General features: G+C 67.2%; 15 protein-coding genes. 7 read left to right on the forward strand and 8 right to left on the reverse strand.

Going from position 1 to position 16,086, the window contains the following annotated elements; all coding sequences use genetic code 11:
• The 4 genes from MKK88_RS04000 to ureG all read left to right on the forward strand — a co-directional run.
• On the forward strand, positions 1-599 hold a 599-nt coding region (locus MKK88_RS04000; RefSeq protein WP_243997310.1), incomplete at its 5' end, for an amidohydrolase family protein.
• A gap of 146 nt (positions 600-745) precedes the next feature.
• Entirely contained in the window at positions 746-1,225 is a 480-nt protein-coding gene (locus tag MKK88_RS04005) for an urease accessory protein UreE (protein WP_243997311.1), read from the forward strand.
• Positions 1,188-1,901 (forward strand): urease accessory protein UreF, encoded by a 714-nt coding sequence (locus tag MKK88_RS04010; RefSeq protein ID WP_243997312.1) that lies wholly within the window; start codon positions 1,188-1,190, stop codon positions 1,899-1,901. The genes MKK88_RS04005 and MKK88_RS04010 overlap by 38 nt, the downstream gene beginning before the upstream one ends.
• A 9-nt stretch (positions 1,902-1,910) precedes the next feature.
• Positions 1,911-2,534, forward strand: a complete 624-nt coding sequence (gene ureG / locus MKK88_RS04015) for an urease accessory protein UreG (RefSeq protein WP_243997313.1) — start codon at positions 1,911-1,913, stop codon at positions 2,532-2,534.
• 568 nt (positions 2,535-3,102) lie between these two features.
• Here the strand turns inward: ureG and MKK88_RS04020 are convergent.
• From MKK88_RS04020 to MKK88_RS04035, 4 genes are read right to left on the reverse strand one after another with little or no spacing between them, the layout of a single operon-like run.
• Positions 3,103-3,876: an ABC transporter permease gene (locus MKK88_RS04020; protein ID WP_243997314.1), complete on the reverse strand. Its 774-nt coding sequence runs from the start codon at positions 3,874-3,876 to the stop codon at positions 3,103-3,105.
• The gene (locus MKK88_RS04025) at positions 3,873-4,781 is read right to left on the reverse strand and encodes an ABC transporter permease (RefSeq protein WP_243997315.1); all 909 of its coding nucleotides are present in this window, start codon (positions 4,779-4,781) and stop codon (positions 3,873-3,875) included. Before MKK88_RS04025 ends, MKK88_RS04020 begins: the two co-directional genes overlap by 4 nt.
• Positions 4,778-5,830 carry an ABC transporter ATP-binding protein gene (locus tag MKK88_RS04030; RefSeq protein WP_243997316.1) on the reverse strand — a complete coding sequence of 351 codons (1,053 nt, stop codon included), beginning with the start codon at positions 5,828-5,830 and terminating at the stop codon, positions 4,778-4,780. The genes MKK88_RS04025 and MKK88_RS04030 overlap by 4 nt, the downstream gene beginning before the upstream one ends.
• Positions 5,831-5,834: 4 nt before the next feature.
• Positions 5,835-6,521 (reverse strand): Crp/Fnr family transcriptional regulator, encoded by a 687-nt coding sequence (locus tag MKK88_RS04035; RefSeq protein WP_160534294.1) that lies wholly within the window; start codon positions 6,519-6,521, stop codon positions 5,835-5,837.
• A gap of 248 nt (positions 6,522-6,769) precedes the next feature.
• Here MKK88_RS04035 and MKK88_RS04040 point away from each other — a divergent pair, with 248 nt between their 5' ends.
• Positions 6,770-7,684 carry a UDP-3-O-acyl-N-acetylglucosamine deacetylase gene (locus MKK88_RS04040; protein ID WP_243997317.1) on the forward strand — a complete coding sequence of 305 codons (915 nt, stop codon included), beginning with the start codon at positions 6,770-6,772 and terminating at the stop codon, positions 7,682-7,684.
• Positions 7,685-7,708: 24 nt separating this feature from the next.
• Here the strand turns inward: MKK88_RS04040 and MKK88_RS04045 are convergent, their stop codons facing one another.
• Entirely contained in the window at positions 7,709-8,791 is a 1,083-nt protein-coding gene (locus MKK88_RS04045; RefSeq protein ID WP_243997318.1) for an HD-GYP domain-containing protein, read from the reverse strand.
• A 290-nt stretch (positions 8,792-9,081) separates the two neighbouring features.
• Here MKK88_RS04045 and MKK88_RS04050 point away from each other — a divergent pair, with 290 nt between their 5' ends.
• Positions 9,082-10,947, forward strand: coding sequence for an ABC-F family ATP-binding cassette domain-containing protein (locus MKK88_RS04050; RefSeq protein WP_243997319.1), 1,866 nt, complete (start codon positions 9,082-9,084; stop codon positions 10,945-10,947).
• Positions 10,948-10,953: 6 nt separating this feature from the next.
• Here MKK88_RS04050 and MKK88_RS04055 read toward each other — a convergent pair whose 3' ends face one another.
• Positions 10,954-12,255: an aspartate aminotransferase family protein gene (locus MKK88_RS04055; RefSeq protein WP_243997320.1), complete on the reverse strand. Its 1,302-nt coding sequence runs from the start codon at positions 12,253-12,255 to the stop codon at positions 10,954-10,956.
• Between the two features lie 88 nt (positions 12,256-12,343).
• Here MKK88_RS04055 and MKK88_RS04060 point away from each other — a divergent pair, with 88 nt between their 5' ends.
• The gene (locus MKK88_RS04060) at positions 12,344-13,198 is read left to right on the forward strand and encodes a LysR family transcriptional regulator (protein ID WP_243997321.1); all 855 of its coding nucleotides are present in this window, start codon (positions 12,344-12,346) and stop codon (positions 13,196-13,198) included.
• A gap of 11 nt (positions 13,199-13,209) precedes the next feature.
• On the opposite strand, the gene MKK88_RS04065 is transcribed toward MKK88_RS04060, so the two are convergent.
• Positions 13,210-13,938: a hypothetical protein gene (locus tag MKK88_RS04065; protein WP_243997322.1), complete on the reverse strand. Its 729-nt coding sequence runs from the start codon at positions 13,936-13,938 to the stop codon at positions 13,210-13,212.
• Between the two features lie 736 nt (positions 13,939-14,674).
• On the reverse strand, positions 14,675-16,006 hold the full coding sequence (locus MKK88_RS04070) for an MFS transporter (RefSeq protein WP_243997323.1): 1,332 nt from the start codon (positions 16,004-16,006) through the stop codon (positions 14,675-14,677).
• Positions 16,007-16,086 lie beyond the last annotated feature (80 nt).

Below are 16,086 nucleotides of genomic sequence, written 5' to 3' on the forward strand. Positions count from 1 at the left end.
TCATCATCCGCACGTGGCAGACCGCCGACAAGATGAAGCGCCAGCGCGGTGCGCTCCCCGGCGATGCCACCGGCACGGACAATCTGCGCGCGCGGCGCTACGTGGCGAAATACACGATCAATCCCGCCATCGCTCACGGGATCTCGAAGCACATCGGCTCCGTGGAGCCGGGCAAGCTTGCCGATCTCGTCCTGTGGACGCCGGCCTTTTTCGGGGTGAAGCCCGATCTCGTCCTGAAGGGCGGCAGCATCGCGGCGGCGCCGATGGGCGATCCCAACGCTTCGATCCCGACGCCCCAGCCGGTGCATTACCGCCCGATGTTCGGCGCCTACGGCCGTGCCCCCTTCGCAACCGCCCTCACCTTCGTGTCCGGGGCCGCCGTCGCGGACGGCCTTAGGGAGCGCCTGGGCGTCCAGAAGGAACTGGTGGCGGTCGAGAATGTCCGGGGCGGCATCTCGAAGGCCAGCATGGTGCTGAACGACGCCACGCCGGTCATCGAGGTCGATCCGGAGACCTACGATGTCCGCGCCGATGGCGAACTCTTGGTCTGCGAACCCGCCGAGGTGCTGCCGATGGCGCAGCGCTACTTCCTGTTTTGACGTCGCATCAGGCCGCATGACAGGGGGTTTGACATGACCAAGGCCGCAATCAAACCAGCGCGTGTCCGGAGCAGGTCCCAGATCGACCTATGCAGCTGGGCTTACCAACAGGCTCAGCGTCTGCGTGGGACGAGGTCCCTGGCGCGATGATCCGCGCCACCAAGGTTCTACGCCGCGAGTGCCTCGCGGGCGGCGACATCATCGATCGGGTCGTCCTCGACCATGGCGACCGCCATCGGCGGCGGGTGGCCATGCGGGGCATCGGTGGGCTCCGGTTCCTGCTCGACCTGCCCGAACCCACCGTCCTCGAGGATGGCGACGCCCTCATACTCGAGGATGGCCGCCTGGTCTGGGTCGAGGCGGCCGCGGAGCATCTGCTGGAAATCCGGGCGCCGAACGACCACGCCCTCAAGCGCCTGATCTGGCACATCGGCAATCGGCACATCCCGGCTGAGATCGGAGCAGACACCATCTGGATCGCCGACGATCATGTCCTCGCCGCGATGGTCAGGGGCCTCGGCGGCACTGCGACAGAGGTGAAACGGCCGTTCCAGCCCGAGGGCGGGGCTTATTCGGGCGGCCACGATCATGCCCACGGCCATCATCATTCCCATGCCGCCGGCTGAAGTCCCGGATGCACTCCGGCTGATGGCATGGCTGTCGCCCGGCTATCCGGTTGGCAGCTACGCATATTCGCACGGCCTGGAATGGGCTGTCGAAGCCGGTGACATCCGCGACGAGGTGAGTCTCTTGGACTGGCTTGGGGATGTCTGCGCGCATGGCTCGCTGCGCAACGACCTGATCCTGGTCCGCCATGGCCATCAAGCCGCGCAGATCGAGGATGGGGAGGGGCTGGCTGCGCTGAACGCGCTCGCTCTGGCGCTAGCCCCTTCGCGCGAACTGCACCTTGAGACGAGCCAGCAGGGCCGCAGCTTTCTGGACGCCACGCTGGGCGCCTGGCCCTGCGCGACGCTCTCAGCCCTCGCGCCGCATCTGCCCGGCCCGGTCGCCTATCCCGTGGCGGTCGGCGCCTCGGCCGGGGCACACGGCCTGGCGCCCGGGCCGACGCTCGCGGCCTATGGGCTCGCCTTCGTGCAGAACCTCGTCTCGGCCGCGCTGCGGGCGGCGCCGGTGGGCCAAGCGGCCGGTACGCGGGTCATCGCCGCCCTCGCGCCACGGCTCACGAGGCTTGCGGCTGACGCCGAAGACGCGAGCCTTGAGGCCCTCGGCGCGGCGACTTTCCGTCTCGATCTCGGCTCGTTCCGGCACGAGACCCAGTATTCCCGCATCTTCCGATCCTGAAGGCGCAGCATGACCTCATCGAATGGCCCACTCCGCGTCGGTATTGGCGGACCTGTCGGATCCGGCAAGACGGCCCTGATGGAGCAGCTCTGCAAGCGTTTCCGGGACCGCTACGAGATCTGCGCAATCACCAACGACATCTACACCAAGGAGGACGCGCGGATCCTGACCGTGGCCGGTGCGCTTCCTGAAGAGCGCATCCTCGGTGTCGAGACTGGCGGCTGTCCGCATACAGCGATCCGCGAGGACGCCTCGATCAACCTCGCGGCCGTGGCCGAGATGAGCCGCCGCTTCCCGAAGCTCGATCTGGTGCTGATCGAATCCGGCGGCGACAACCTCGCCGCAACCTTCTCGCCCGAACTCGCCGACATCACCCTGTATGTAATCGATGTCGCCGGGGGTGAGAAGATCCCCCGCAAGGGCGGCCCAGGCATCACCCGATCGGACCTGCTGATCGTCAACAAGACCGACCTCGCGCCGCTGGTCGGGGCGGATCTGTCGGTCATGGAGGCGGACACGCAGCGGATGCGCGGCGTGCGTCCTTACGTCTTCGCGTCCCTGCGCGACGGCGCCGGCGCCGACACCGTGGCGCGGTTCATCGAGGAGGCGGGAGGCCTGGGATCCGGCCGCTAGCGGCCGGCATCGGCGGAGCGCGACCGGAGGGGTACAATGCGCGGCACGCCCATCAAAGCGTCCAGCCGATTCATCCGGGCGTTAAAGTCGCGGAGTGCGGTGTCGCGTGTCTTGAGGGCGGCGTTGAGCGGAGGCTTCGCGGGTGCTCTGGCCGGTCGGGCCTCGGCAACCGGGACAGCCAGAAAAGCGGCCAGGGACAGCAGGGTCAGCGTTCGGGCCATGGGTGAAATGCCTCACCATCTGCCGTATCTGTGACGGTCCTCACCGTCATAGGATCGGCCGAGCCTTAGCCGTGTGCGGCAACGCACGATTCGGTGATCGATACGGCCGCCGGTCTGCGACCGACAGCCGGGCAAGACGGACTCCAGCCGAAGTCATGCAGGCCTCTGGGTCGTGAAGCGCCGTGGCAACGGCACAAGCCGTTCCAGACGGACGCGACGGTAATCCACCTGCGGCTTCCAGGCCGCGTTCCGTTGACGCTGCATGGGCCCGTGGAATCGCCGGTGCCCCGCTGAGATCCCTCAGCACCGTGAAGTCCCTTCGGCTTGCATGTTCGCCGAAGACGGCGTCACCCTTTTTGCCGACGCGCCGTCAGCCAGGAGGCGACCAGCACCGCTACGCTCACGAGCCCGACCAGCAGCGTTGAGGCGGCGTTGATCTCGGGATTCACGCCCAGACGGACGCGGCTGTAGAGGCGCATCGGCAACGTGGTCGAGCCCGGCCCCGAGACGAAGCTCGCGATCACCAGATCGTCGAGCGACAGGGTGAAGGCGAGGAGCGCGCCGGCAACGACAGCCGGGGCGAGCAGCGGCAACGTGATGGTCGTCAGCACCCGGATCGGTGCGGCGCCGAGATCGGCGGCGGCTTCCTCCAGCGAGCGGTCGAGCCCGCGCAGGCGGGCAGCCACCACCACGGCCACGAAGCCGGTGCAGAAGGTGGCGTGCGCGATCACGATGGTGAGCAGGCTGCGGTCGAGGCCGATACCGATGAACATCAGCAGCAGCGATAGGCCAATCATCACCTCCGGCATCACCATCGGGCCGAGCACGAGGCCGGTGAAGAGCGCCCGGCCCCGGAAGCGGCGTTGCCGCTCCAGCACCAGCGCCGCCAGCGTGCCCAGCACCGTCGCGATCAGGCTGGTCAGAACCGCGACCTTCAGCGAGACCCAGGCGGAGGCGAGCAGGGGCGCGTCAGCCAGCAGGGCCCCGTACCATTGGGTCGAGAACCCGCCCCAGACGGTGACCAGCGGCGAGGCGTTGAAGGAGTAGCCGATCAACACGAGGATCGGCGCGTAGAGGAAGGCAAGCCCGGCGACCAGGGCGGTGCGTGTCACCCAGGTCACGGTCGTTCCTCGCCGGTCTGCAAGCTGTCGCGGAACAGCACGACCGGGACGATGACGATGGCGAGGATCAGGACGGCGACCGCCGAGGCCAGCGGCCAGTCGCGGTTCGAGAAGAACTCACTCCAGAGCACGCGGCCGAGCATCAGGGTCTCGGAGCTGCCGAGCAGATCCGGGATGATGAACTCACCGACCATCGGGATGAAGCACAGCGTAGCGCCCGCTACGATTCCCGGCAGGCTGAGCGGCAGCGTGACAGTCCAGAACACCCGCGTCGGTGAGGCGCCGAGGTCGGCGGCGGCGTCCCGCAGGGTGGGGTCGAGGCGATTCATCACCGCGTAGAGCGGCAGCACCATGAAGGGCAGGTAGGCGTAGACGAGGCCGATCATCACCGCCGCGTCGGTGTTGAGAATGTTGAGCGGCTGGGCCGTCACCCCGAGGCGGAGCAGCACGAGGTTGAGCAAGCCTTCCGGCTTCAGGATCGCGATCCAGGCGTAGACGCGGATCAGAAAGCTCGTCCAGAACGGGACCACGACGAGTGCGACCAGCGAGGGCTGCCAGCGCGTCGGTGCCCGGGCCAAGGCGTAGGCCAGCGGCGTGCCGACCGCCACGAGGATGACGCTCGCAAACGCCGCATAGCCCAACGAGCCGAGGGCGGCATCGCGGTAGAACGGGTCAGCGTACAGGGTGGCGTAGTTGTCGAGGTTCAGGGCTTCGAGGAAGCTGGACCAGCCGTCGAGGCCGCCCCGCCAGTCGAGCACCGGCAGGTAGGGCGGTATGGCGGTGGCCGGCTCGGACAGGCTGATCTTCAGCGTGATCGCGAAGGGCAGCAGGAAGAAGGCCGCCAGCCACAAGAAGGGCGGCAGGCGGATCAGCCGGTCGAACGGGGTGCGCGGCGGTCCGCTCATGCCGGCAAGATCGCGGCCGTCTCGGCTGCGAACCCGACATGGATCTGCGATCCGGCCGGTATGTCGTCGGTCGGGCGCCCACTGGCGCGCAGGATCGATCCATCGGGCAGGCGGAGCGTCCGACGCAGGCGATCACCGAGGAACGTCGTCTCTGCGACCGTGGCGGGGAGCCCCGAAGCGCCGATCACCAGATCCTCCGGCCGCACCGCCACCACCACCGGCGCCCCATCGGCCATGGCCGACGCGACGATCCCGCGAACCGGTCCGTATGCGGTCTCCACGGTGCGGATCCCGCCTGCCTCTCCCGGGTCAAGCCGCCCCGGAATGAGATTCACATCACCCAGAAGCCCCGCCACGTAGCGGTTTGCCGGCCGCCTGTAGAGTTCGGATGGCGGTCCGACCTGGACCAAGCGTCCCGCCTCCATGACACCGATCCGGTCGGCCAGCATCATCGCCTCCTCCGGATCATGGGTCACGACCACGAAGGCTGTGCCCAGGCGGCGCTGCACGGCGCGCAACTCGCCCTGCGTCTCCTCGCGCAGGCCCCGGTCGAGGGCGCCGAGGGGTTCGTCGAGGAGGAGCAGCTTCGGTTCCCGGGCGAGCGCCCGGGCCAGCGCCACGCGCTGCCGCTGACCGCCCGAGAGCGTTTCGGGTCGGCGATCACCGAATCCCTCGAGGCGCACGAGCCGGAGCAGATCCGAAACCCGCGCGGTGGCGGCCGTCTTGTCCAATCCCCTGAGACCGTAGCCAATATTTCGCGCCACACTCATGTGCGGGAACAGCGCGTAGGACTGAAACATCATGTTCACCGGCCGTCGATGCGGCGGCAATCCGGTGAGATCCTGGTCCCCGAGCTGGATCCGACCAGCGCTCGGCCGCTCGAACCCCGCGATCATGCGCAACAGGGTGCTCTTGCCGCAGCCGGACGGTCCGAGCAGGCAGAAGAACTCGCCGGGTTGGAGGTCAAGCGTCACCGCATCGACGGCGCGGTGCGTGCCATAGCTTTTGGTCAGGCCGTCGAGGCTCAGGCGCGGCGGCGTGCCCGACAAGGGATCAGGAATCCTCGCGCAGCGCCTCGGCGACGCGCGCTTCGAGGAGATCCGGACGGCGCAGGACGAGGGCACCCCGCGTCCGGTCGACCAGCCCCTCGGCCGCCATCGCGGTGAACTCCCGGGTGACCTGCTCCCGCCGGCAACCGATCCGCGCCGCGAGCACGTGGTGATAGGGCGGCGGCGAGACGACCCGCTCGCCCGAGGCGCCGGTCCGCGGCACCGAAAGGCGCAGCAACTCAGCGTAGAGGCGGTGCTTCAGATCGAGCAGTGCGTGCTCCATGAGCCGGGTGTTCAGCTCGCGCACGCGCTTGGCCAGGAGGCGGAACAGACGGTCGGCGATAGCCTCGGAGGCGAACACCATCTGCCGGAACACCGAAGCCGGCACCACGCAGACCTCGCCGCGGGTCAGCGCCGTGACGTTGGCCGAGCGTCCGATTCCGTCGATCGCGGCCAGCTCGCCGAAGAACGCGCCGCCGCGCATCTCGCCGAGGATTACTTCCTTGCCGGACTGGGTCCGGTTCAGGATCCGGACCTCGCCGGAGGCGATGAAATAGACGTCCGTGGAGATGTCGTCGAAGTCGACCAACACCTCGTTCTCGTCGAAGCGGCGCCAGTGGCAACGGGATTCGTAGGCGCTGAGCTCGATGCCCGGATCCTTGAAGAAGGGAATCGTTCCCAGCCGCGCCATCCGTACGGTTCCCTCAACGCCTCTCCGGCCTTCATACCTGCCCAACGGGGTGCCGGCCGCAGATCTGGGGACGGGGGCAGCCCGGACACCGCCTCAGCGGCGTTCCGACCTCGGGCCAGCGTGATCGTGACCGGCACGGGCTAGCCGGTCAAGCCGGGCGGGCGTGAACAGGAGTTTATTAGCGTGAATCAAGATATCTGGGCTAAACGCCGAAGCCGTCGCAGCGGGCGATTCCGATACACCACGCCTTGTCGATCACACGCCTCAATCCCGACGATACCGCCTCTGCGACGCTGCTCCAGGCCGCCCGGCTCCAGGCCACGCTGGCGATGCCGTTCGAGCGGTCCGGGCGGAGCCTTCATTCCGGTCGGCATGCCACGGTCCGCGTCTGCCCGGCGCCGGCGGATCACGGCATCGTCTTCCGCCGGCGCGTGAAGAACGCGTGCGTCATCGACGTGCCGGCCCTCTGGCAATACCGCGAATCGCAGCCCCTCTCCTCAGCGCTCCGGCACGAGGGCATTCTAGTGCGAACCATCGAGCACCTGATGGCGTCTTTGAGCGCCCTCCGGATCGACAATGCGCTCATCGAGATCGACGCCGACGAATTGCCGATTTTCGACGGCAGCGCCACGCCCTGGTGCGAGGCGATCCGGGCCGCCGGGCGCAGCGAGCAACCTTACGGCTGCCGGCTCATCCGGGTGCTGCGCGCCGTCTCGGTGACGAATGGCCGGCGGCACCTTCGGATCGAGCCCGGCGTGGGGCTTCACCTGACCGGACACATCGAGCTCGCGCATATCGGGCCGGTGGACTGGTCGGGCGCCGTCACGCCCGAGACGTTCGAGCGCGAGATCGCGCCGTCGCGCAGCTTCGGTCGTTACATGCGCGCCATGGGCGGCCGGCTCTTCGGCTACGTGACGGGGCGTGATTTCCTTCAGGGCGTCTCGCCGCGTTCGGCCGCCCTCCTCGTGCGCGATCGCGTCATCGGTGGGATGCGCGTTCCCGGCGAGCCGGTGCGCCACCGCTTGCTCGATCTGATCGGCGACCTCGCCCTGACGGGCCATCCGGTCGAGGGTCGGGTCACCGCCTTCCATACCGGGCACGAACTGAATCACGCCCTCGTGGCGGCGCTGATGCGCGACCCGACAGCCTGGGAGCTGGTCTGACCGGCGATGTCGCCGACCCGGACGTCAGGCCGTGGCGTGCCGCGGCATGTCGCAGGCGCTGGCGACGGCCGCGAAGGCACGCACGAGGTCGCCGTCGAGCTTCGGACCCATGGCCTTCAGGATCGCGTAGGCTTCCCGGGCGGGCTTCGGAGCTTTGTAGGGCCGCGCCTCGATCAGGGCCGCGAAGATGTCGGAGATCGTGATCAGCCGCACGAGGTCCGGAATCTCCTGGCCACGCAGGCCGTCGGGATAACCCGAACCGTCGAGGTATTCATGATGCGACCGCACAACCGCCAGGGTCAGCGGATCGTAATTGCCGTTTATCAGCATAGCGTGGCCGATGACGGGATGGCGATCCATCTCACGGCGTTCCTCCGGCGTGAGCGGGGCCGGCTTGTTCAGGATGGCGCGCGCGATCTTGGCCTTGCCGATGTCATGCAACAACGCGCCTTTGACGAGGTATCGTGAATCGGTCTCGTTGAGCCCGAGGGTCCGCGCGAAATCTGCGGCGAGACCGCCAACACTCAGGCAGTGGCGATGCGTGTTGTCATCGAAACTCGCGACCACGGCGAGCCAGTCGCGGATCTTGGTCTCGCGGATCGCTTGATTGACCAGCGTGGCACCGGATTCGAGGGTCGCGACATTCGGCGGTCCGTCGGCGCGGAAGATGGTGGCGAAGACCTCCCGGGCCGCCGCCGCCTGGTTGTGCAGATCGCCGCGGATCGGCGGACGCGCGGCGCCGCCCTCCTTCCGCAGACCGGCGACGACATTCAGAAGCTGGGCGTTCGCCGCGGAGGCCGGAAGAACCCGCGTGGCACCGAGGGCCGTCGCCTGGATCTCACCGCGGTCGAGACTGCCATGAATGAGGGCGAGGAACGGCGTATCGGGGCCGCGTGCGATCGCCAGGGCATGCCGCAGGCGCCGTACGGATTCCGAGGTGAGCGCGCTGACGTCGCTGATGATCAGAGCGGCGCCGGCAAGCGGGGCGTCGTCGCCGTAGAGATCGTGCAGCTGCACAGTCTCATCCGCGCCGAGATTGCGCACGAGACGTTCGCCGCGGTCCATGTCGTCGGTGAGGATCAAAGTCCGGCGCGAGACTTGGCTCATTTCAATCCCCGGCTGACGCCGTGTCGAGCATCTATAGCGCGACCAACGCCCCCGATGGGGGCAGATTGCTTTCCGGCTGCGCCCGCGGACGGGCGAAAGCCGAATCCAGTCGCTGTTGTACCAGCACGACGCCTGAAAGTGCGTCGGGAATGATGCGATTTCGTTAAAGCGCAGTCTCGCGGTGCTGCTCCAGGCGCTTGGGTCACAGGGCGGACCGTCCCAGGTGCGGCGCGCTGATCGATCGGCGCGCGACGCTTGCCTCTCGGCCTGCGGACGGCCAGAACGCCGCCATGCTCCGCGTCAACGACCTCACCTACCGCATCGGCGACCGTCTGATTCTCGATTCGGCGAACTTCACGATTCCAGAAGGCGCACGCGTCGGCCTCGTCGGTCGCAACGGCGCCGGCAAGACGACTTTGTTCAAGGCCATCCTCGGCGAGTTGCCGGTGGACGCGAAGGCGGTCTCGTTGCCCAGGGGGATGCGAATCGGCGCGGTCGCGCAGGAGGCTCCGGCCGGCCCGGAGACGCTGCACGCCGTCGTGCTCGCGGCCGATACCGAGCGCGCCCGACTGATGGCGGAGGCCGAGACCGCCGATGGTCTCCGCCGCGCCGAGATCGAGACGCGGCTGGTCGATATCGGCGCCCATTCGGCGCCGGCCCGTGCCGCCGCCATCCTGCACGGGCTCGGCTTCGACGCCGCCGCGCAGGCGCGCCCCTGCTCGGATTTTTCCGGCGGCTGGCGCATGCGGGTGGCGCTGGCCGCGGTGCTGTTCTCGGAGCCGGACCTCCTGCTCCTCGACGAGCCGACCAACTATCTCGACATCGAAGGGACGCTCTGGCTCTACGACTACCTCGAGCGGTACCCGCGCACCGCGATTATCATCAGCCACGACCGTGACCTGCTCGACACCAGCGTCGACCACATCCTGCACCTCGACCGCGGCAAGCTTGCGATCTACCGCGGCGGCTACACCAGCTTCGCCAAGCAGCTCTCCGAGAAGCGCGTTCTCCAGGCCAAGGCGAAGGCCAAGCAGGACGTCGAGCGGGCGCATCTCCAGAGCTTCATCGACCGGTTCAAGGCCAAGGCCACCAAGGCGCGCCAAGCCCAGTCGCGGATGAAGCGCCTCGCCAAGATGGAGCCAATCGCGGCCTTGCTCGAAGATGACGTGCCGGTGATCCATTTGCCGAGCCCCGAGAAGCCCCTGTCGCCGCCGATCGTCGCGATGGAGCGGGTGAAGGCCGGCTATGGCGACCGGGTCGTGTTGACGGGTCTCGATCTCAGCCTCGCCCCGGACGACCGGGTGGCGCTGCTCGGCGCCAACGGCAACGGAAAGTCGACCTTCTGCAAGCTGATCGGCGGACGCCTCGGTCCGGTTGCCGGCGAGGTGAAACGCTCCTCCAAGATGGAGGTCGCCTATTTTGCCCAGCACCAGCTCGACGAGTTGCGCCCCACAGAGAGCGCCTACGCGCATGTCCGGACCCTGATGCCCGACGTGCCCGAGGCGAAGGTCCGCGCCGCCACCGCCCGCCTCGGCTTCGGTGCCAACAAGGCCGATACGCCCGTCGAGAAACTTTCCGGCGGCGAGAAAGCGCGGTTGCTGATGGGGTTGGCGGCCTTTCACGGACCGCATCTTCTGATCCTCGACGAGCCCACCAACCACCTCGACATCGAGAGCCGGCAGGCGCTGGTCGAGGCGATCAACGACTACGAGGGCGCCGTCATCCTGGTCTCGCACGACCGCTTTCTCGTGGAGGCTTGCGCTGACCGGCTGTGGCTGGTGGCGGACGGCACGGTGAAAACCTTCGACGGCGATATGGACGATTACCGCCGGTTCGTCCTGTCCGGTCCGGACCGCGAGGCCGAGCGCGAGGCGGAGCCGTCGGGCGGCCAGAAGGCGGAGGCGCGCCGGGCCGGTGTCGAACGCCGCGCGGCCCTGGCGCCCCTGCGCAAGCGCTTGGAAGCCATCGAGGCGCGGATGGCGAAGCTGACCGCGGCCATCCAGAAAATCGACGCCGCCCTGGAGGACGGCTCCGCCTTCCGGGAGAACGCCGCCAAGGCCGGCGAGATCGCCAAGATGCGCGCCGATGCGGCGAGCGCGCTGGCCGCCGCCGAGGAGGAGTGGCTTGCCGTAAGCACCGAGATCGAGGCTGCCTGAGCGCCGCTACAGGCAGGCTTCGAGGGCGCGCTCCAGGATGTCCACGCCAAGATCGATCTCGTCAGCGGTTGCGTTGAGCGGTGGCGCGATGCGGAACACGCCGCCCATGCCGGGCAGCTGGACGATGTTCATGCTGAGGCCGAACTCCAGACACCGCCGGGTGATCGCATCCCCCAGTTCCGGCGCCGGGCTTTTCGTGGCGCGGTCGGACACGATCTCGACGCCTTGAAGCAGTCCGCGCCCGCGCAGGTCGCCGATGCAGGCAAATCGCTGCTGAAGGGCGCGTAACCGCGCGGCCAGCTGGGCGCCGCGTTCGTCGGCTTGAGCCACCAAGCCATCGCGCGCGACGATCTCCAACACCTTCAAGCCGACGGCCGCTGGAAGCGGATCGGAGACGTGCGTGGTGTAAAACAGGAACCCGCGCTCGTGGCAGCGGTCCTCGATCTCCGGCGTGGTCAGGACCGCCGCGAGCGGAAGGCCCGCGCCCAGCGTCTTCGAGAGCGTCAGGACGTCCGGGATTACCCCGTCGCGCTCGCAGGCGAACATCAGGCCCGTGCGGCCGATCCCGGTCTGCGCTTCGTCGAGGATCAGCAGCATGCCGCGCGCGACGCACTTGTCCTTCAGCGCCGCGAGGTAGCCCGGCGGCAAATCGATGATGCCGCCCGAACTCAGGATCAGCTCCGCCAGGAAGGCCGCAAGATTGCCGGTCGATTGCCGGTCAATCAGAGCGAAGGCGTAATCCAGTTCGGTCCGCCAATCTGGAACACCATCCTTCTCGAAGACCGGCCGGTAGGCGTTCGGCGCCGGAATCGCGAAGGATCCGGTCGGAGCCGGGCCATAGCCCTTCCGACCGGCACTGTAGGTCGCCGAGGCGGCCCCCGCGGTCATCCCGTGCCACGACTGGGCGAAGCTCACCACCTCCCAGCCGCCCGTAGCCAGCTTGGCCATGCGCAAGGCGGCCTCGTTGGCCTCTGCTCCGGTGGTCAGCAACAGGACCCGTTCGAGCGCACCGGGCGCGAGCCGGGCGAGTTCCGTGGCGAGGTCGACGACCGGCCGGGTCAGCATCCCGCTGAACAGGTGATCGAGTTGGCCGACATGCTGGGCGACCACCGCGGCGATCTCGGGATGGCCGTGGCCCAGGATGGCACTCATCTGGCCGGAGGTGAAATCGAGGATCTTCCGCCCGTCGGCGTCGTAGACGAAACTGCCCTCCGCGCGCTCGATGATCACCGGCGCGAACGTGCCGCCGTAGCGGATCAGATGCCGGCGTGCCCGCATCCAGAAATCCGGATCGTCGTTCCGCGTCATGGTCGCTCCAGCTCGCCGCCCGCCATGGTACGGCAGCCCTCGACCTCATGGCAGCTTATAGTTCTGAAGGGAGCCTTCAGGGATCGTGATGGCACGCAGCCTCGACATCGACCTCCTGCGAAGCTTCGCAAGCGTTGCAGAGACGGGCGCGCTCAGCCGTGCCGCGGGCCGTATCGGCCGCAGCCAAGCGGCGCTCAGCATGCAGATGAAGCGGCTAGAGAATGCGGTCGGGCAACCGCTCCTCGTGCGCACAGGCCGTGGCGTCGTCCTGACCGTGCAGGGCGAGCGCCTGCTGGTCCATGCCCGGCGGATCCTGGCCTCGCATGACGACGCCCTCGTGGAACTCTCCGGCGGGAGCCTGAGCGGAAGCCTGCGGTTTGGTTGTCCGGACGATTACGCACAGGCTTTCCTACCGACGCTGCTGCGTGGCTTCGCGCAGCATCACCCAGCGGCGGCCATCGAGGTCGTCTGCGCAGCGACGCCGCGCCTTCAGGCACAATTCGAGCGCGGCGGCCTCGATCTGGCCCTCGTGTCGGTGCCGCTCGCTGCAGAGCGCGCTATCCTGCGGCGCGAGAATCTTGTCTGGGTCGTGCCGCGCGACACAACCTCATCCTGGGCCGATCCCGTCCCTTTGGCCCTGGGCGATCCGGACACGCTCGATCATCGCGCAGCCCTTACCGCGCTCGAACGATCCCGGCGTAGCTACCGCATCGCCTATGCGAGCGGCAGCCTGTCCGGTCTCCTTGCCGTGGTTCGATCCGGCCAGGCGGTTGCCGTCCTCACCCGTTCCGCCGTCCCGGCCGACCTCCGGATCCTGACGCCTGCCAGCGGGTTGCCGGCGCTGGAACGGATCGGCGTGACCCTCCGGATCGAGCAACGCCATGCCACGCCCTTGGCGCGCGCTTTCGCACGTCATGTCGAAACAATCCTACCGGCGTTGTAGACCTGCGCCGATCACACCTTCGCGCCCGATTCGGGATCGTGACGATGCGCACTGGGTTCACCCTCTTCGTCTCGAGCCTGCTCGTTGGGCCAGAACAGCAGGGTCTCCTCATTGTCCACCGGGATCCACTTGATGTGGGTATGGGGGTGCGTCTCGCTGAAGGCTCTGTAATTGTCCGTGTTGCACACCAGATAGATATTGCTTGCCGCGAGAGGCGTACTTGCCGCTGCCAGAGTTTCACCCGTCTCCGGCCTGATATGCGTATTTGCAGGCGTGAGAGTACGGTATCTCCGCTTGGGAATATCCGGGAACGCCGCATTCCAAGCCGCGATCACCCGCGGCGTATCGTATTGAACGACCGTATCGGTCCCGACCTTCCGGGTGGGGATGTGATCCAGTCGAACATCCTCGTTCCAGGTGCGAATCGAGGCGCTGACCGCCTTCGTCGGCTCCGGCGAAACCACGGGGGCGGTCGCTACGACCGCTGCCGTCTCCGCGACGTGGGTGGCGCGAAGATACCGCGTGTCAAAGTCGGCAGCGCTGACCGCTTGCGCCTTCAGGCCTGCCAGTGAAAGCACGGCGTCGGCCGTTTCGGGTGTCAACGTGTAGATCGACCGGGGATCGAGGGCCGTCCGTTCAACCGGCGAAACGGCCTTCGACGTTGCCAGTGTCGCCGCGTCAGCATGCGGCGTTTTCTGCGCGGCTGCTGCGACCGCGGCCATCGACGGTACGTAATCCATGTCCCATTCTCCTACCGTAGAGTCGATTGGAAACCTGCAACCTCCCCACATGATGCTGTGTCGGTACTTGTTGCTACCGTCCCGATCTGAGTTCGACTGTCATGTCGCGGGCATTTTCGAAAACATAGAGATTCTATCAGTTCGCGCTGGCCAGCATGAACTTCCGCGCCAGGGCAATAATAAGTCGTCGCGCGGCAAGAAGACGTCGCGCTCGATAGAATAGTCTGACGGAACAGAGTTGGAAGTTGCTGCCGCGCAGATCTTGAGACGGACTTTTGACCGGAAGCCGAGAGGGCGGCGCTAAAGTCCCGCTGCAGATCTGCGGACGTGCATTGACGCCCTCACCCTTGGCCACCCGGCGGTCATCATGCCCGCGGGCAATGCGTCCTAGAGCTTCATGCTCTATCGGTCGTAGGATGTACGTCCGACCGCAGGCATGTCAATGATGTGCCCAGCCTAAAAAGCGCCATTCCAGCAAGAAATTGTCCGCTCAAGGATGGAATTTACTCTGTGTTGCGCCTCAATGACCGTGTCGAAGTCCCGATCACGGACGCCCATCACCGATGCGATATCAGCGCCGTAGGAATATCGTTCCTTCGATTAACGATTTAAGATGCTGCGCCGAATTCGACATCAGTTTTACGCAGGGAAAAGCGCCCAGACAAAGCTTCAGTGCCGCGCACGATTGCAGCGCGGCCCTGAGCCGTCATTGCCGCAAGCGCTGTCGCATATCCGGTCAGGCCCGGATCACCTGCGCCGGCTGCTTACGCCCGCGGCCGAGGCCGAGCACGAGCAGGCACCCCAGCCCTGAGAGGACGACCAGGGGCAGGAGCCCCAGGGGATAGCTGCCCGTGGCGTCCTTGATGACGCCGAGCAGATAGGTGCCCACGAAGCCGCCAATATTGCCGATGGCGTTGATCTGCGCGATGCCCGCCGCAGCCGTGCCGGCCGAGAGCCATTCCGTGGAGAGCGCCCAGAACGGGCCCTTCACCGTGTAGGTGGCCGTCACCGCCAAGCACAGGATCAGGATCGTCGGAACCAGCTGCGTGGTGGCGATCGAGGCGGCAAGACTCAGTGCCAGCAGTCCCAGCGGAAGCGCCGTGTGCCAGACACGTTCACGGTTCCGATCCGAGGAGCGTCCCCAGAGGATCATCAGCACGGAGGCGACGCCGAACGGGATTGAATTGAGCAGGCCCGTCTGGATGTTGGACAATCCGAAGGACTTGATGATCTGCGGCTGCCACAGGGACAGGCATTGGCTCGCGCCCGAGGCGCCCGCATAGATCAGCGAAGCGGCGAGCACGTAGCGATTCCGCATGACTTCCCAAACCGAGAGATGCCGAGCCGGTGCGGCCCCGCCCCGCACAACGGAGGCGCGTTCAGCGGCGAGCCGCTCCTGAAGCCATGCGCTCTGCTGCGGCGTCAGCCAGCGCGCCGAGCCGGGGCCATCCGGCAGAAGGAAGAACGCAGCAAAGCCGAGCAGGACGGCCGGCGCCGCTTCCAGGACGAACAACCACTGCCAGCCGCGCAATCCCATCATGCCGTCGGTGTTGAGGATCGCGGCGGAGATCGGCGAGCCGAGGAAGCTCGAGATCGGAATCGCCACCATGAAGACCGCCACGATCCGCCCCCGGTAGGCGCGCGGGAACCAGTAGGTCAGGTACAGGATCACGCCCGGGAAGAAGCCCGCCTCGGAGGCACCCAACAGCAGCCGCACCGCGTAGAAGGAATACGGCCCCACCACGAACGCCATGGCGGCCGAGACCAGCCCCCAGGTGATCATGATCCGGGCGATCCAGATCCGTGCGCCGAACCGTTCCATGGCAAGGTTGCTCGGTACCTCGCACAGCACGTACGAGACGTAGAACAGGCCGCCTCCGAGCCCGAATTGCGCCGCCGACAGCCCGATGTCATGGTTCATCTGCAGCGCCGCGAAGCCGGCATTCACCCGATCGACGAAGGCCACGAAGTAGGCCAGCATCAGGAACGGCAGGATCCACCACGTCACCCGCTGCAGCGTCGCCCGCTCGATCTCCGGGATCACTTCCGGAAGTTGCGTCGGGGCCATGCGCATTCTCCTCGCCTCGGCGTAAGGCATGAGGCAGCCGCGAGACACAGGCCAGCCATAGCGGGCGACAGCGCCGCGCG

It is taken from the genome of Methylobacterium sp. E-005 (genome assembly GCF_022829725.1).
GTDB lineage: Bacteria > Pseudomonadota > Alphaproteobacteria > Rhizobiales > Beijerinckiaceae > Methylobacterium.

What these genes read in the sequence shown, in the direction of transcription:
- MKK88_RS04005 (WP_243997311.1), top strand. Translation starts at nt 746, where the DNA reads ATGATCCGCGCCACCAAGGTTCTACGCCGCGAGTGCCTCGCGGGCGGC.
- MKK88_RS04010 (WP_243997312.1), top strand. Translation starts at nt 1,188, where the DNA reads ATGCCCACGGCCATCATCATTCCCATGCCGCCGGCTGAAGTCCCGGAT.
- ureG (WP_243997313.1), top strand. Translation starts at nt 1,911, where the DNA reads ATGACCTCATCGAATGGCCCACTCCGCGTCGGTATTGGCGGACCTGTC.
- MKK88_RS04025 (WP_243997315.1), bottom strand. Translation starts at nt 4,781, where the DNA reads ATGAGCGGACCGCCGCGCACCCCGTTCGACCGGCTGATCCGCCTGCCG.
- MKK88_RS04035 (WP_160534294.1), bottom strand. Translation starts at nt 6,521, where the DNA reads ATGGCGCGGCTGGGAACGATTCCCTTCTTCAAGGATCCGGGCATCGAG.
- MKK88_RS04045 (WP_243997318.1), bottom strand. Translation starts at nt 8,791, where the DNA reads ATGAGCCAAGTCTCGCGCCGGACTTTGATCCTCACCGACGACATGGAC.
- MKK88_RS04050 (WP_243997319.1), top strand. Translation starts at nt 9,082, where the DNA reads ATGCTCCGCGTCAACGACCTCACCTACCGCATCGGCGACCGTCTGATT.
- MKK88_RS04055 (WP_243997320.1), bottom strand. Translation starts at nt 12,255, where the DNA reads ATGACGCGGAACGACGATCCGGATTTCTGGATGCGGGCACGCCGGCAT.
- MKK88_RS04060 (WP_243997321.1), top strand. Translation starts at nt 12,344, where the DNA reads ATGGCACGCAGCCTCGACATCGACCTCCTGCGAAGCTTCGCAAGCGTT.
- MKK88_RS04065 (WP_243997322.1), bottom strand. Translation starts at nt 13,938, where the DNA reads ATGGATTACGTACCGTCGATGGCCGCGGTCGCAGCAGCCGCGCAGAAA.
- MKK88_RS04070 (WP_243997323.1), bottom strand. Translation starts at nt 16,006, where the DNA reads ATGGCCCCGACGCAACTTCCGGAAGTGATCCCGGAGATCGAGCGGGCG.